We start from the raw sequence: 16,295 nt of genomic DNA, 5'->3' as shown, positions 1-16,295 counted from the left end.
TTTGCCCAGATCTGCATGATTTACCTACAAAACGCTTAAATATTTAACGGGCTACCCTTAATTTCCGTAACATTTCGTGATGATACCGGGCCGATTTTGGCCCAAGCTGGCGGTCATTTCTCCCCCATCGAACCGCGGCAAGCCGCATTGACCTCAGCCGCGGGCAGCACCCGGAAGACATTCACGGAGCCACATCACATGACCCAGACGCGCACCTCCCTGCGCCGGGCTTTCTATTGCCTTTTTTCCGTCGCGCTTACCCTGACCATGATGCCCGGCGAAAGCCTTGCCAAAAGCCGTGCAGCCGCTCCATCCCCTGAAGCCAGCGAAGCAGGCAGCGAAAACGCGAAGCCCGAAATGCGTGAGGTTCTGGTCATGGTCGGGGGACGTCTGACGCCTGCCCTCCGTCCGGTCACGGATGAAACGCCCGGTGGACTGGTCGTCAAGCGGAGCAAGACCGCTGCAACCGAAGCCGGAACACAGGGCACCAGCGAAAGCGGCAAGGCAGCCGCTGCCAGCGCTGCGGATGAGGACGGCAGTGTTGCCGGTCACAGTGCCTATGATCACCTGATTGCCGCTGCCGCCAAGCGTCATGGGGTTTCCGTGGAACTGGCCCATGCCGTCATCCGCGTGGAAAGCAACTACAACGCCCGGGCAAGGGGCCGCCACGGGGAAATCGGCCTCATGCAGATCAAGCCTGCCACCGCGCGTGGCCTCGGCTTCCGGGGCAAGGCGTCGGCGCTCTATGATCCGGCAACCAATCTGGAATGGGGCATGCGCTATCTGGCCGGAGCCCAGACCCGCGCTGGCGGCGACACCTGCGGGACGATCCTGCGCTACAACGCCGGCCATTTCGCCACCCGGATGAACGCCCGCAGCCGCCAGTATTGCGGCCAGGTGAAGCAGATCATCGCCTCGCTGTAACCGGATAGGCAGAGAAACAGGCGGCCGGATGGAGACCCAAAGCTCCCTCCGGCCGCCTCTTGCATTCATTACATGGCCGCTGCTGCCCGTGCCGCCTGATCGTAGGAGCCGGAGACAGAGCGCAGGATGGCCGCAAGGCGCGACAGCTCCTTCTCGTCAAAGCCGATGGCCTTGACCGGCTGCACCAGCAGCGCCTCGCGCAGGCGGCGGTATTCGAGACAGGCCTTTTCGCCTTCAGGCGTGATCGCCACCGTCTTCTCCTTGCCCCGCCGGCCGGAGACGATCAGCTTTGCGGCCTCCAGCTTCTTCAGTGCATAGGACACGGTGTAGGTATCCTCGATATTCAGCACGAGGCAGAGATCGGCCAGCGTCTTGGCCCTCCCCCGGTGATTGATCGAGTGCAGCACCTGGACGTCCAGCGGGCTCATGCCCGGCACCCCGGCCGCAGCCATGCAGCGGACCATCCAGCGGTAATAGGCGTTGATCATCATCGTCACGCCGAATTCCACCTCCGACAGCGACGGCATGGCGCCGGAAGCCAGATGGGCGGCGGACACGACCGGACCAATCGGAGCCAGTTCCTGCGGTTCTTCGTTTTCGCTCATTGGTCCTGCACGTCTCCCCGCTGCGAAATCCCAAAATCAAACGCCGTTGCAAACTACCCGACTGATAAGTGCCCCAGCAACAGACCCAAAGCCAGCCGCTTGCACAGATACGACATGCACCTGCTGTTTTACCGGGCAGTTTGCCGTCCCGGTAATGCACCGGCGTGAAAAGACCGCGCATTCCGGCGGCTTAACCGCAGATATTATGCACGCAAATTCGTCAGGACAGCACCAGCCGAAACGGCGATGATTTATTGACATTTTATAGGCGTCAATTAACGTCCCGGCAGGGACTGTGAGTTGGGAGGCTTTGCAGCATGACAGGAAGATCAAGCAGGCCATCTGAGGCCGGTGCGGCATGAGTGTTTCCGGCCCCATTGCCGTCATCGGGGCAGGCATTGCCGGTGTATCCACCGCCGTCTGGCTGGCGCGCTCAGGCGCCAATGTGATCCTGATCGACCGGCAGGAGCCGGGTGATGCCACCTCCTTCGGCAATGGCGGCGTGCTGGCCGCCTGCGCCATTGTGCCGGTGACGGTGCCGGGCCTCATGCGCAAGGCGCCCGGCATGCTGATGGACCCGGACAGCCCCCTGTTCCTGCGCTGGCCCTATCTGCCGAAGCTGCTGCCCTTCCTCACAAAATATCTTTCCAACTGCCGGGCTGACCGGGTGGAGGCGATTTCGCGCGGGCTGGCCCTGCTCAATGCCGACAGCCTCGCCCAGCATCAGGCACTGGCAGGCGGCACGGAAGCCGAGCGCTGGCTGGTGCCTTCCGATTATGTTTTCCGCTATCCGGACCGCGCCACCTTTGAAGGTGACAGCTTCGGCTGGGGCCTGCGCCGTCAGGCCGGTTTCGAGTGGGACGAGATCGAAGGTCAGGCCCTTGCAGACTACGATCCTCTGTTCAGCCCGAAGAACAGCTTTGCGGTGCGGCTGAAGAACCATGGCCGGATCAGCGATCCCGGCCGCTATGTAAAGGCTCTTGCAGGGCATTTTCTCTCGCTTGGCGGAACGTTCCGGCGTGCGGAGATATTCGATTTCCGTATCGGTCCGGACGGTCTGGAGGGCCTTGAGACAAGCGATGGTTTCATCGCCTGCGGCAAGGCGGTTCTGGCGACCGGTGTCTGGTCGAAGCCGCTGATGGCAAAGCTGGGCCTTTCCGTACCGCTGGAAAGCGAACGCGGCTATCATCTCGAACTCATCGAGCCCAGCGCCATGCCGGCCGCCCCCACCATGATGACGGCGGGCAAGTTCGTGGTCACACCGATGGAAGGCCGCATCCGGCTGGCGGGCATTGTCGAGTTCGGCGGGCTGGACGCAGGCCCCAGCGAAGCGCCATTCGCGCTGCTGGAGCGGCAGGCCCGTGCTGCCATGCCAGGCCTCACCTGGCGCGAGACCAGCCGCTGGATGGGCCACCGTCCCGCCCCTTCCGACAGCCTGCCGCTGATCGGCGAAGTACCCGGCTGCCGTGATGTGATCGCCGCCTTTGGCCATCATCACATCGGCCTGACGGCGGGCCCCAAGACGGGGCGCTTCGTGTCTGGCATGCTGACGGGCCAGAAGACCAACTCCGATCTTTCAGCATTCGATCCTTCACGCTTTGCCTGAAGGGAAGAGGCGCAAGACGCAATAAAAACCAACCGGCCCGGGCAACGCATCCTGAGGCCAGAACCTGAGGGGAAGTAAGGATGACACGCATGATGAAGACCGCCATTCTGGCCAGTGTCTGCAGCGCAGCTTTGGCTCAGGCCGCCATGGCTGAGAAGTGGGACATGCCGCTGGCCTATCCGGCCAGCAACTACCACACCGAAAACGTCGTCACCTTCGCCGCCTGCGTGAAGGAATCCACCGGCGGCGAGATCGACATCGTCGCCCATCCGAATGGTTCGCTCTTCGGCGGCGCAGATATCAAGCGTGCTGTCCAGACCGGTCAGGTGCCGATCGGCGAGCGCCTGCTTTCCGCCCATGCCAACGAGAACCCGCTGTTCGGCGTGGACAGCATTCCCTTCCTCGCAACTTCCTTTGAAGAAAGCGGCAAGCTGTGGGACGCGGCTGGTCCGGCCGTTGCCGAAGCGCTGGACGAACAGAACCTCGTCCTGATCTACACCGTGCCGTGGCCGCCGCAGGGCCTCTATTTCAAGAAGGAAGTGAACTCTGTTGCCGACATGAAGGGCACGAAGTTCCGCGCCTACAACGCCGCCACCTCCAAGATCGCCGAACTGACCGGCATGGCGGCCGTGCAGATTGAGGCGGCTGAAGTGCCGCAGGCCTTTGCCACGGGCGTGACCGAATCCATGATGTCCTCCGGCGCCACCGGCTTTGACAGCAAGCTCTGGGAGAGCGGTGTCACCAACTTCTACGAAGTGAACGCCTGGCTGCCGCGCAACGCGGTCCTCGTCAACAAGGACAGCTACGCCGCCCTGACCGATGCCCAGAAGGCCGCCTTCACCGATTGCGGTGCCAAGGCTGAAGCTGCTGGCCTCGAAAAGGCCATTGCCTACACCACCAAGACGCTGGAAGGCCTTGCTGCCAACGGCGTGAAGGTGGCACCGCCCTCCGATCAGCTGAAGGCAGACCTGCAGGCCGTGGGCAAAACCATGACCAGCGACTGGCTGGCCGCCGCCGGTGACAAGGGCAAGGCCGTCATCGACGCCTACAAGGCCAAGTAATCCCTGAACCACGCCTGTCCGGAGATGCACTGATAGGCCCATTCCCACCCGCCTGTCCGGAGAACTCCGGACAGGCCCATTCCCGAAGTCTTGCGGACGGCAGGTTCCCGCGCAAGGTTTCCGGCATGGTGCCTGAAGGGGCAAAAAGGCTGGTGCTGCAAGGCGCCGGAAAGCCGGACCCTTTCAGAAAGAAAGGGCAGGCACCATGGCGAAGAGGGGAACCTGATGCTTGAAAGATCCGGACACGCGCTGCTGCGCGTCCTTGATGGCCTGTACCGGGCCGGAGCCGTGCTTGCGGCAGTCAGCCTGGTGATGATCCTTGTGATCATCGTTGCACAGATGTGCGCCCGCTGGCTCGGCATCACCTTTCCGGGGGCAGCCAATTATGCCGGCTACGCCATGGCCTCCGCGTCTTTCCTTGCCTTTGCCCACGCGTTGAAAAGCGGCACGCATATCCGTGTCGGGCTGCTGCTGAACCTTGCCGGGCGGCATGTGCGCTGGGTTGAGGCCTGGTGCCTTGCCATCGGCTCGGCGCTTGGCTGGTATCTGACCTGGTATGCGGTGAAAGCCGTCTACTGGTCCCGCAAGCTGCATGACATCAGTCAGGGGCAGGATCAGACGCCGCTCTGGATCCCTCAGTCGGCTATGGCCGCAGGCGCTGCCCTGCTTGCCATCGCCCTCACCGAAAGCTTCTTCCGGGTGCTCGTCACCGGCCGGACCGGCATTGCTGCCGGGACCGGCGAACAGTCCCACGCGGAGTAAGCCCGATGGAAGCCATTGCTCCGATTGTCATTTTTCTCTTCGTCCTGTTCCTGCTGCTGGGCACCGGCGTGTGGGTGGGCCTTGCCCTGCTGGGCGTCGCCTTCGTCGGCATGGAACTCTTCACGTCGCGCCCGGCCGGTGACGCGATGATCACCGTCATCTGGGCGGCGTCATCCTCCTGGACGCTGACGGCCCTGCCGCTGTTCATCTGGATGGGTGAGATCCTCTACCGCACCCGTCTGTCGCAGGACATGTTCCGCGGCCTTGCCCCCTGGATGGGCGGTCTGCCCGGCGGGCTGATGCATACCAATGTCGCGGGCTGCACCGTCTTTGCCGCCGTCTCCGGCTCCTCTGCCGCTACACTGACGACCGTCGGCAAGATGACCATTCCGGAGCTGCGCAAGCGCGGCTATCCGGAAAAGACGATCATCGGCACGCTGGCAGGCTCGGCCACGCTCGGCCTGATGATCCCGCCATCGCTGACGCTGATCGTCTATGGCGTGACGACGAATGAATCCATCACCCGCCTGTTCATGGCCGGTGTCATTCCCGGTCTCGTTCTGGCCGCCCTGTTCATGGGCTATATCGCCGTCTATTCAAAGGTTTCGAAGGACTATAATCCAAAGCCGGAACCCGTGATGTCTCTGGCTGAGAAGCTGAAGAATTCCCGCTTCCTGCTCCCCGTCCTTGCTCTCATCGTGGTGGTGATCGGCTCCATGTACGCTGGCCTAGCCACGGCAACGGAAGCCGCCGCCCTCGGCGTCATAGGCTCGCTACTTCTGGCATTGGCACAGGGCTCGCTGACGTGGAAATCCTTCGGCGAAAGCCTGATGGGCGCGACGCGAACGTCCGCCATGGTGGCGCTCATTCTGGCGGGCGCTGCGTTCCTGTCGCTCTCCATGGGCTTCACCGGCCTGCCGCGTGCGCTCGCAGGGTGGATCGGCGGCATGGAGCTTTCCAAGTTCCAGCTGCTGCTGGCGCTACTGGTGTTCTACATCGTCATCGGCTGCTTCCTGGATGGCATTTCCTCCGTGGTGCTGACCATGGCCGTGGTGGAACCGATGATCCGTCAGGCAGGCATCGACGTGCTCTGGTTCGGCATCTTCATCGTCGTGGTGGTCGAAATGGCACAGATTACGCCGCCTATTGGCTTCAACCTGTTCGTCTTACAGGGCATGACCAATCACCCCATGTCCTACATCGCCCGTGCTGCGCTGCCGATGTTCTTCATCATGGTGGTGATGGTGATGCTGCTGATCGTGTTCCCCGAACTGGCCACCTGGCTGCCCATGAATATGGCGAACATGGGGTGAGCCCTTCGGGCCGCAATGCGTCAGCGCTGGAGAGGCCGGGGCAAAGGACAAACGGCAAGCTGATTTCAAAAAATAATTTATCGACAAAATGTCGATAAAAACATAGCTTGAAATCCAGCCATGGAAGAACCGTACCCAGAGGGACGAAAATGAACGGTCAGTGGGATTTCTGGATTGATCGCGGCGGCACCTTCACCGACATCGTCGGCCGTACACCCGAGGGGACAATCCGCGCGCACAAGGTGCTGTCGGAAAACCCGGAAGCCTACCGGGACGCCGCCGTGCAAGGCATCCGCGAGTTGATGGGCCTTGCCACAGGTGACCCGATCCCCTCCGGCGCCATCGCCACGGTGAAGATGGGCACGACGGTCGCCACCAATGCCCTGTTGGAGCGCAAGGGCGAGCGTACCGCACTGATCACCACCAAGGGCTTCCGCGATGCGCTGGCCATCGGCTACCAGGCCCGGCCGGACATTTTCGCCAAGGAAATCATCAAGCCGGAACTGCTCTATGAGAGCGTCCACGAGGTGAGCGAGCGTCTGCGCGCCGATGGCACGCTGGAAACGCCGCTGGACGAGGCGGAAGCGCGCGCAGCGCTGGAAGCAGCGTGGAACGCTGGCATCCGCTCCGTCGCCATCGTCTTCATGCACGCCTATGCCTATCCGGACCACGAGAAGCGCGTTGCGGCCATCGCCCGCGAGGCGGGTTTCCCGCAGATCTCCGTCAGCCATGAAGTCTCGCCGCTGATGAAGCTGGTGGGCCGCGGCGACACAACGGTGGTGGACGCCTATCTCTCGCCGATCCTGCGCCGCTATGTGCGGCAGGTGCAGGAAGAGCTGGGCGAAGGCCCGCGCCTGATGTTCATGCAGTCCTCCGGCGGCCTGACCGCCGCAGACCTGTTCCAGGGCAAGGACGCGATCCTCTCCGGCCCGGCAGGCGGCGTTGTCGGCGCGGTCGAGACTTCGCGGCTTGCTGGCTTTGAAAAGGTCATCGGCTTCGACATGGGCGGCACCTCGACGGATGTCTGCCATTTTGATGGCACCTATGAGCGCGCCTTCGAAACGGAAGTGGCCGGTGTGCGCATGCGCGCCCCGATGATGATGATCCACACGGTGGCCGCTGGTGGTGGCTCGATCCTGCATTACCGCGACGGGCGCTTCCAGGTCGGCCCGGATTCGGCTGGCGCCAATCCCGGCCCGAAGTGCTACCGGCGCGGCGGCCCGCTGGCCGTGACCGATGCCAATGTCATGACCGGCAAGCTGATCCCGGATTTCTTCCCGAAGATCTTCGGTCCCAACCGGGACGAGGCGCTGGACGCAGAGGCCGTGAAGACGGCCTTTGCGGAGCTGGCGGACAAGATCGGCGGCGGGCGCAAGCCGGAGGAAGTGGCGGACGGTTTCCTGCGCATTGCCGTCGAGAACATGGCCAATGCCATCAAGAAGATTTCCGTGCAGCGCGGCTATGACGTGACGGGCTATGCCCTCACCTGCTTTGGCGGCGCGGGCGGTCAGTCTGGCTGCATGGTGGCTGACAGCCTCGGCATGGAAACGGTGATCCTGCATCCCTTCTCCGGCATTCTCTCGGCTTACGGCATGGGTCTTGCCGACATCCGCGCCAGCCGCCAGCAGGCGGTGATCAAGCGGCTGGAAGACGCGCTGATGCCCGCGCTCGACACCTTGCGCGCCGAACTTGCCGCCCAGACAGAAGCCGAACTGAAGGCGCAAGGCGTCACGGGCGATGACTGCGAGACCCTGACCCGCGCCCATCTGCGCTATGAGGGCACCGACACCCCGCTGCCCGTGCTGCTGGCCAGCCCGGCAGAAATGATGGCGGCCTTCGAGGATGCGCACCGCAAGCAGTTTGGCTTTGCCTATGAGAACAAGCCTGTGGTGGTGGAAGCCCTTGAGGTGGAAAGCTCCGGCGGTGGCGCCGGCATCATCGAGGCGGATCATCCGCTGACCGAAGGCACGCCGGAACCTGCCCGCACCACCCGCTTCTACGCCGCAGGACAGTGGCATGAGGCCGGCGTTTACCTACGCGCAGGCCTCAAGCCCGGCATGAAGGTGCCCGGCCCTGCCCTCGTCATCGAGCCGCATGCCACAATCGTCGTGGAACCGGGCTGGCAGGCAGAAATCAACGTCAAGGACCACGTAATCCTGCGCCGCGTCGTGCCGCTGGAGCGCTCTGCCGCCATCGGCACCCATGCAGACCCGGTGATGCTGGAGGTGTTCAACAACCTGTTCATGTCCATCGCCGAGCAGATGGGCCTGACCCTGCAGAACACCGCCTATTCGGTGAACATCAAAGAGCGGCTGGACTTCTCCTGCGCCGTCTTCGACCGCAACGGCGCGCTGGTGGCCAATGCGCCGCACATGCCGGTGCATCTGGGCTCCATGGACCGGTCCGTCGAAACGGTGATCAAGCTCAACGAAGGCAAGATCCGCCCCGGTGATGTCTTCGCCCTCAATGCCCCCTACAACGGCGGCACGCACCTGCCCGACATCACCGTCGTCTCGCCGGTGTTTGACGATGCAGGCAAGGAGATCCTGTTCTGGTCCGCCAGCCGCGGCCACCATGCGGATGTGGGCGGCTCGGCCCCCGGCTCCATGACCCCGCTCGCCACCACGGTGGACGAGGAAGGCGTGCTCATCGACAACTTCAAGCTTGTTGATCAGGGCCGGTTCCGCGAGGCGGAGCTGATCGAGCTGCTGACCAGTCATCCCTATCCGGTGCGCAACGTCCACCAGAACGTCGCCGACCTGAAGGCGCAGATCGCGGCCAACGAGAAGGGCATTCAGGAACTGCGCAAGATGGTCGCCCACTTCGGCCTCGACGTGGTGCAGGCCTATATGGGCCATGTGCAGGACAATGCCGAGGAAAGCGTGCGCCGGGTGATCTCGGCCCTGAAGAACAGCGCTTGCGACTATCCAACCGATCAGGGCTCGGTGATCAAGGTGAAGATCACAGTCGACAAGGAAAAGCGCGAGGCAACCGTTGACTTCACCGGCACCAGCCCGGTGGCGGCCAACAACTTCAACGCACCGGAGCCGGTGACCCGTGCAGCCGTGCTCTATTGCTTCCGCGTCATGGTGGATGGCCACATCCCGATGAATGCGGGCTGCCTCAGACCCATCCGCATCATCCTGCCGGATGGCTGCATGCTGAAGCCGGAGTATCCGGCGGCCGTTGTGGCAGGCAATGTGGAGACCTCCCAGCACGTCACCAACGCATTGTTCGCGGCACTGGGGGCAATGGCCAACAGTCAGGGGTCCATGAACAACCTGACCTTCGGCAACAACACCTACCAGTATTATGAGACCATCTGCTCCGGCTCGCCCGCCGGTCCCGGCTTCAACGGCACGGACGGGGTGCATGTGCACATGACCAACTCGCGCCTCACCGATCCGGAAGTGCTGGAATTCCGCTTCCCCGTGCTGCTGGAAGATTTCCACATCCGCAAGGGCTCGGGCGGCAAGGGCAAATGGTCCGCCGGCGGCGGCACGCTCCGCACCCTGCGCTTCCTGGAGAAGATGGATCTCGCCATCCTCGGCTCCCACCGGAACATCACCCCGAAGGGCATGGAAGGCGGCGAGGACGGGCAGCTTGGCCGCACGGAAGTGCGCCGTCTCGACGGGCGGATCGAGGTGCTGAAAGGCTGCGACCAGACCGTCCTGGAGCCCGGCGAGGCGGTGACCATGATCACCCCGACAGCCGGTGGCTGGGGCCGGACGGACTGACGTCAAAACCTGAGACGAACAAGGGGCGGAGCTGCGGTTCCGCCCTTTTTCACTCGGAAAAACACTTAAACCGCGCTGGCAGGGCTCTGGTAAAGCGGCTGAGGGCATCCCATATCAGCCAGGTTACGCCCGAAATGGGCCCTATTGGAGGAAACCCTGATGCCTGCTGCCGCCCGCCGGATGAGCAAGACGACAGCCGCTTTCGTTCTCGGATTTGCCACCCTTTTTGCCGCCGTTGACTTCGCCGAAGCCCGCAAGGCCGGCAGCAGCGGCTTTGGCAGCCGTGGCAACCGCACCTTTTCCGCCCCGGCGCCGACCAACACGGCCCCCGGCACCGCCGCACCGATGCAGCGCACCATGACGCCGCAGCCCGCACAGGGGCAGCAGGCAGCACCGGGTGCGGCCGCGCAGCAGGCAGCCCAGCCTTCACGCGGTTTCTTCGGCGGCATGGGCGGCGCCCTGATGGGTGGCCTGCTCATGGGTGGCCTGTTCGGCATGCTGATGGGCGGCGGCCTCGGCGGCTTTGCCGGTTTCCTCGGCCTGATCCTGCAGGTGGCCCTGATCGCCGGCATCGCAATGCTCGTGATGCGTTTCCTGGCAGCGCGCCGTCAACAGCCTGCAGCAGCCGCAGCCGGTGGCGCACGCCCTGATTTCCGCACCAGCAACGGCGGCAACACAGGCAGTTCGTTTGGCTTTGGCAGTAACGGCGGCGGCAGCGCCGCACCGGCAGCATCCGCACCGGTGCAGGCGGCCGTCATGGACACGCCGCTGGAGCTGGAACCTGCCGATTTTGACCGCTTCGAGCAGATGCTGGCAGAAGTTCAGGAAGCCTATGGCCGCGAGGACTACACCGCCCTGCGCCGTCTCGCTACGCCGGAGGCCATGTCCTTCCTCGCCGAAGAACTGGGTGAACTCGCCTCCTCCGGCAAGCGCAACAGCGTTTCGGATGTGAAGCTGCTGCAGGGCGACCTCTCGGAAGCCTGGAGCGAGGGCAACGATGACTATGCAACGGTCGCAATGCGCTTCTCGGCTCTCGACGCCATCCTCGACCGCAAGTCCGGCAATGTGCTCTCCGGCAGCCTGGAAGAGCCGCAGGAAAGCACCGAACTGTGGACCTTCCGCCGCCAGAAGGGCGGGGAATGGGTGCTGGCAGGCATCCAGGGAACCGAGTAGCACCCCGCAGCTGACACAACTGCCTGGAAGAAGCCGCCCCGCACCGGGCGGCTTTTTTTTTTGCCACGCACTCTCCGGGAACGTCTACCGGCCCCACTACACTTCATCACCATAGCGCTGATCTGAATTTTTCATCAGCAAAATTACGAACCTGCGGCAAAAATCGATATTACCCAACGTTATTTATAACAATGTAACCCAAGAACCTGCAGAAATATTTCAACACCCCAGTCTGACCTAGGGTTATTTTTATATTTTTGTTAACTCACCACTCGAATTATCAGGGCACACCAAATAATAACGCAGAGTCAGACACGCAACCTGACCGATTGACGAACTGAAGCCGTTTCGCAACACAGGGTTCTAAGATGACATCCTCGCGTTCTCAAATCAGCCGTTCCCGTTCAATCGCAGCGAAAATCTTGTGCCTCGTCGCATTCCTCGGTGCAATGATGGTCCTCATTGCCGCGACAGGCATTTTGCAAATGCAGAAAATCGGCGGTGAACTGACTGAGATTGCCGATGAGACTGTTCCGCTCACAGCGAACGTCACGAATGTAACTATGCATCAGATGGAGCAGGCACTGCTGCTCGAGCGGCTTCTCAGAGCGGCCGGCCTGACGGCCTCCGAAGCCACCGGCACGGTTTCAAGTCTCACGGCCAGCCTGACGAAACTGGCTGAAACCGTTCAGAAAGAGATCCTTGAGGCAGAAGATCTGGCTCAGCATGGCATAAAGCTCGCAACGACAGCTGAGAACCGGCGCAAATACGAAACCGTTCTCGAACAGCTGAAGCGCATCGAAAAGGAACATAAGACTTATGACGATCACATAAGTGAAGTGGTCACCCGGATCAACGCCGGAGACATCGGCAAGGCCTCGGCATTGGCCGTGGCGATTGAGCGGGAACAGCAGGCACTAAACGCAGAACTGACTGCGCTGACGGCAGACCTCAACAGTTTCACAGAAGCATCCGTGCGCGAAGCCAAGGAGCATGAACTGCACGGGCTGAAACTCATGACGATTGTGTCCGCCATCGCCATAGTTGCGGGCGCGGCCATCGCACTGATGCTCTCAGTCATGTGCATCAGCCGCCCGCTGCGCAATGTCGTCCATGCCCTTAACCGTCTGGCACAGGATGACACAACAGTACAGCTCAACGTGCGCAGCCGCGACGAAATCGGCGCGCTGGCCGTTGCCTTCGAAGCCTTCCGCGAAAAGACCATCGAGATCAAGCGGCTGCAGGCCCAGGCGAAGGAGGAGGAGGAGCGCATCGAGCAGGAAAAGCGCGACGCGACGCTTCGCCTCGCCGACAGCCTCGAATCCACGGTCAAGGGCGTATCGGACAGCATCGCCACTGCCGTGAAGGAACTGGAAGCCACAGCACAGATGATGGCCAGGAACGCCAACGACACTTCTTCCACGGCCAATACGGTGGCGGCAGCAGCAGAAGAATCGAGCCGCGGCGTGCAGACGGTCGCTTCCGCCGCCGAAGAGCTTTCAGCCTCCATCGGCGAAATCAGCCGGCAGGTCACCGCTGCTCTGGGCGCCGCAGGCACCACCTCCGAGAACGCGCGCAGTTCAAGCGAAACGGTTGGCGTTCTGGCCGCCTCGGCCCGCAGGATCGACGATGTGGTGAAGCTCATCAACGACATCGCCGCCCAGACTAATCTTCTCGCTCTCAATGCCACCATTGAAGCTGCGCGGGCCGGAGAAGCAGGCAAGGGCTTTGCCGTGGTTGCCGGCGAAGTGAAGGCGCTCGCCACGCAGACCGGACAGGCGACCGAAGACATCAGCCGCCAGGTCGGCGAAATGCAATCAGGCGCCTCCCTCACCTCCTCCGCCATCGAAGCCGTGGTCATCGCCATCAGCCAGATCAACGGCCAGATTTCGGCCATCGCATCGGCCATCGAGCAACAGAATGCGGTGACTTCGGAAATCGCCCGCAATGTCCACGAGGTGGCACAGGGCAGCGACGAGATCACCCGCAGCATCAGCGCCGTCCGGGAAAGCGCCATGGATTCAAGCTCCGGCGCCCGCCAGGTTCTCTCCACCGTGGGAGTACTCTCCGAACAGTCCCGGAACCTGCAGAACGAGCTCGGCACCTTCCTGCGGAACATCCGGGCGGCCTGACGGAGGCCGGCAAGGCCTGTGTGACAAGCGGGGCAGCCATTGGGCTGCCCCGTCAAGTTTCAGGCTGGAGCCCGCCGGTCGAAATGCATTGAGACCGGCTTGTGATCGCTTGTCATGGCAAAGGCTGGCCGCGTTCCCGTAATGGCGTGATGGACGTCATGCTCCACCAGCCCTCCCCCCTGTCGCGCCCGGAAGCTGTTTCCCGTTACCTGCCGGTTGCCGGTAAAGGTCTGACTGAACAGGATGTGGTCCAGCAGGATCCGGGGACTGCGGCCGGGGTCCAGCCTGTCGCGGAAGAAAACCGACCAGCGCTCCTCTTCCGGCGCGTCAAACAGGGCGTGATTGAGGAACCGGCGGGCAAAGAAGATTTCGCCCTGCAGCGTACTGATCAGGTCGTGATAGAGGAACCGCCGCTCGATCCGCTCCTTGCCCGGCCCATCATTCAGATCCCCCAGCACGATCAGCGGCGCACTTGCATCGGCAGCAAAGCGGGCATCGATATAGTGCCGGATATCATTGCACTCGGTCGTGATCTTGACGCGGGAATTGATCAGGTCAGCCACAAGCCCCGGATTGTTGTCGAAGAAGGCGGCATCCGACACGTCCCCCTTGCCGGAGGTGCGGGTGATCTTGCTCTTGAGATGACAGCCGATGAACTCGATGCTCACTCCATCCACGTTGGCCAGCAACACCTGCGGGTGGCGCCAGTGGCTGTGGTTGCGGGTGATACGAAACAGGAGCTGGCCATCCCGGAATTCCGGAAAGGCGACATCCCAGGTGCCAGCCCTGTGTTCGCCGCCGGAACTGGCCTCCGTCAGACGCTTCCACTGGTCCAGATGCAGCAGCGAGCCGGAAAGGGCAGGAATGTCCCGTAACAGGAACCAGATCCACTGCCGGCCAGTCACCGCATCCGTGCCCTGCATGCCATAGGCCTTGCGGTCATCCGAGCCACGCGTCACAAGCTTGTAACCGGGCGCCGCCCTCTCGAAAAAGCGCTGCGCCCGGTCCTCTCCATTCGGCCCCTCGCTGATCATCAGCACATCTGCTGCAAGGGCGGTGATCTCGTCGCGCACCGCGGCAAGGCGGGCTTCGGCCTTCTCCCGGACACCGTTTGCGGCGGCCTCCAGATCATCCAGCAGCTTGTCCGCATGCTCGATGTTCCAGCACGTCACCTTGAAACTCTGGATCATGGTGTCTGTCATAACCCCCTCCCTTGCCCTTACGGAAAGCAATTTAGACGGGAATTGCAACACTCACGCAACACTTATCTCAGGCTTCAGAACACCGCAGTGCCCCGGCAGTCTGTCAGGCCTGCTCTCTCGCTCTTGCCGCCTTGGCAAGCTCCACCAGTTTCTCGCGCAGGGCCTTTGGCTCCGTCAGCGGTGTGTCGAACCACAACCGGCAGGCAAGATCGCCGGCGGCAAGATCCAGCCCCTCGGGATCAAGGCCCGTCAGGCGCCATTTCGCCTTGGGCTGGCCGCACAGAACCTGCGCATAGAGGGCAAGCGCATCCGCGTGGTCCTCATTCATGTGGGCGACAGCGCCAGCCTCCCATCCGGACAGCGGCGCACAGAGATCCGCCGGCAGCACGAGGTCTGCTGCACTCAGCGCATAGGCCTTGCCGAAACCGCCATTGAGGCTGGCCCGTGCCACTTCCAGCCGGAAGAAGCTCATGTCCGGGAAGTCCACATAAAGCTCGGCCTTCGGATGGCGGGCGAGATGGCGGCGGCGGGCCTCGTCATGATCCGGCGAGCCGCGTTCTATCTCCCGTGCCACGGCCATCACCGTCATGCGCGGATGAGCCAGCGGATCGCCCTTGCCGGGCTCTCCCACAAGCAGCGAGCAGCGGCTGTCTGCCTGCATGGCCGGTTTGTGAGCCGCGAGCTTTGAGGCCAGCACGACCGGCGTTCCATCCATGGCTGCAACAGGTGTGACCCGCGAGACCAGCGGATGGCCGGTCTCCACCTCCAGAACACCGAGGGCAGCATGGCGTGCGAGGCGCAGCAGCGACCTGGCCTGACGGCGTACCTCACCGTCCACCTCTTGAAGAAGAGCTTTTTCCTTTCCGGCTTCAGTCACCAGAGTTCTCCGAACAGCAATCTCCCTCGCCGCCATTCTATCCGTGCAGCGGCTAAAAGACAGCCCCGGCCCGCCAGCAAAGGCCCTGCCAAGGCAGTTGCCAACATGAACGGCAGATGAACGGGCATCTCAGAGTGCATTCAGTCCCCCCATGGCAAATTGGCACCATCGGAACACAGAGGAACGGGCCACACGGATCGAGCCCCCTCACGCGAAGGAGACGGAAGATGAACACCCTGACCAAGCGCATTCTGACTGCCGCCCTTTCGGCCAGTCTGCTGGCGCCGCTGGCAACCGGCGCGCAAGCGGGCGGCTGGGGTGACCGGCACGGCGGCTGGGGCCATGGCCGCGGCTTCGAGCGCGGCTATGACCGGGGTTACGACAGCGGCTGGGAAGACCGCAACCGGATCGAACGGCGCAGGGACCGGCACGAGGAGCGCGGAGGCAAGCGCAACAACACGGATGCAGCCATTGCCGCCGGTGTGATCGGCCTTGCCGCCGGTGCCATTCTTCTGGGCACCATGAGCGGCGGCGCCAGCGCCTCCACGCCTCCCCCGGCCTATTACCCGCCGGCTCATGCTCCCATTCCGGCCCCCGGCCCGGTGTATGGCGCCCCGGTCTATGGCACACCACAGGCATCGCCCGGCTACCTGCCGTGGAGCCCGGCCTGGTACGACTACTGCAGCTCGCGCTACCGCAGCTTCAACCCGCGCACGGGCACCTTCACGACCCATGGCGGCGAGCAGCGCTTCTGCCAGTAACACGGACCGTTAGTCCAATCCCCAGAGGGAGCCCACACTGCGGGCTCCCTTTTTCTTTCTGTCAAACTGTGTCAGCTGCACAATTCCACTTGCAACGCGGTCTGCGCCGTGGCTCGCTTTGCCTGTTGGCGGAAACTGGGCA

12 protein-coding genes are annotated in these 16,295 nt (G+C 62.8%); 9 read left to right on the top strand and 3 right to left on the bottom strand.

The features are described 5' to 3' along the window. The first annotated feature begins 357 nt into the window (after positions 1 to 357). Positions 358 to 924 carry a lytic transglycosylase domain-containing protein gene (locus tag H163_RS24965; protein ID WP_425298542.1) on the top strand — a complete coding sequence of 189 codons (567 nt, stop codon included), beginning with the start codon at positions 358 to 360 and terminating at the stop codon, positions 922 to 924. 68 nt (positions 925 to 992) lie between these two features. Here H163_RS24965 and H163_RS0108300 read toward each other — a convergent pair whose 3' ends face one another. After that, entirely contained in the window at positions 993 to 1,529 is a 537-nt protein-coding gene (locus H163_RS0108300) for a winged helix DNA-binding protein (RefSeq protein ID WP_019964107.1), read from the bottom strand. 358 nt (positions 1,530 to 1,887) lie between these two features. On the opposite strand from H163_RS0108300, the gene H163_RS0108295 reads away from it, so the two are divergent. The 7 genes from H163_RS0108295 to H163_RS0108265 all read left to right on the top strand — a co-directional run bounded on the left by H163_RS0108295 (position 1,888) and on the right by H163_RS0108265 (position 13,313). Continuing rightward, the gene (locus tag H163_RS0108295; RefSeq protein WP_019964106.1) at positions 1,888 to 3,135 is read left to right on the top strand and encodes an NAD(P)/FAD-dependent oxidoreductase; all 1,248 of its coding nucleotides are present in this window, start codon (positions 1,888 to 1,890) and stop codon (positions 3,133 to 3,135) included. An 80-nt stretch (positions 3,136 to 3,215) separates the two neighbouring features. Continuing rightward, complete coding sequence (locus H163_RS0108290; RefSeq protein ID WP_019964105.1) at positions 3,216 to 4,196, top strand: TRAP transporter substrate-binding protein; 981 nt, start codon at positions 3,216 to 3,218, stop codon at positions 4,194 to 4,196. A 225-nt stretch (positions 4,197 to 4,421) separates the two neighbouring features. After that, on the top strand, positions 4,422 to 4,958 hold the full coding sequence (locus H163_RS0108285; RefSeq protein WP_019964104.1) for a TRAP transporter small permease: 537 nt from the start codon (positions 4,422 to 4,424) through the stop codon (positions 4,956 to 4,958). 5 nt (positions 4,959 to 4,963) lie between these two features. Further along, positions 4,964 to 6,271 (top strand): TRAP transporter large permease, encoded by a 1,308-nt coding sequence (locus H163_RS0108280; protein ID WP_019964103.1) that lies wholly within the window; start codon positions 4,964 to 4,966, stop codon positions 6,269 to 6,271. A gap of 149 nt (positions 6,272 to 6,420) precedes the next feature. Next, positions 6,421 to 10,008 (top strand): hydantoinase B/oxoprolinase family protein, encoded by a 3,588-nt coding sequence (locus tag H163_RS0108275; RefSeq protein ID WP_019964102.1) that lies wholly within the window; start codon positions 6,421 to 6,423, stop codon positions 10,006 to 10,008. A 159-nt stretch (positions 10,009 to 10,167) separates the two neighbouring features. Then, complete coding sequence (locus H163_RS0108270; protein WP_026355621.1) at positions 10,168 to 11,181, top strand: TIM44-like domain-containing protein; 1,014 nt, start codon at positions 10,168 to 10,170, stop codon at positions 11,179 to 11,181. Positions 11,182 to 11,666: 485 nt separating this feature from the next. Then, positions 11,667 to 13,313, top strand: a complete 1,647-nt coding sequence (locus H163_RS0108265) for a methyl-accepting chemotaxis protein (RefSeq protein WP_208975350.1) — start codon at positions 11,667 to 11,669, stop codon at positions 13,311 to 13,313. A 59-nt stretch (positions 13,314 to 13,372) separates the two neighbouring features. On the opposite strand, the gene H163_RS0108260 is transcribed toward H163_RS0108265, so the two are convergent. Further along, positions 13,373 to 14,515: an endonuclease/exonuclease/phosphatase family protein gene (locus H163_RS0108260; RefSeq protein ID WP_019964099.1), complete on the bottom strand. Its 1,143-nt coding sequence runs from the start codon at positions 14,513 to 14,515 to the stop codon at positions 13,373 to 13,375. 103 nt (positions 14,516 to 14,618) lie between these two features. Next, a complete protein-coding gene (locus tag H163_RS0108255) occupies positions 14,619 to 15,392 on the bottom strand; it encodes a HugZ family pyridoxamine 5'-phosphate oxidase (protein WP_019964098.1) in 774 nt (257 codons plus the stop codon). 227 nt (positions 15,393 to 15,619) lie between these two features. On the opposite strand from H163_RS0108255, the gene H163_RS0108250 reads away from it, so the two are divergent. Continuing rightward, positions 15,620 to 16,153: a BA14K family protein gene (locus tag H163_RS0108250; RefSeq protein ID WP_019964097.1), complete on the top strand. Its 534-nt coding sequence runs from the start codon at positions 15,620 to 15,622 to the stop codon at positions 16,151 to 16,153. Positions 16,154 to 16,295 lie beyond the last annotated feature (142 nt).

Source organism: Pannonibacter phragmitetus DSM 14782, assembly GCF_000382365.1.
GTDB classification, from domain to species: domain Bacteria; phylum Pseudomonadota; class Alphaproteobacteria; order Rhizobiales; family Stappiaceae; genus Pannonibacter; species Pannonibacter phragmitetus.
The sequence above is the reverse complement of the archived record's forward strand: the minus strand, read 5'-3'. Positions and strand labels throughout refer to the sequence as shown.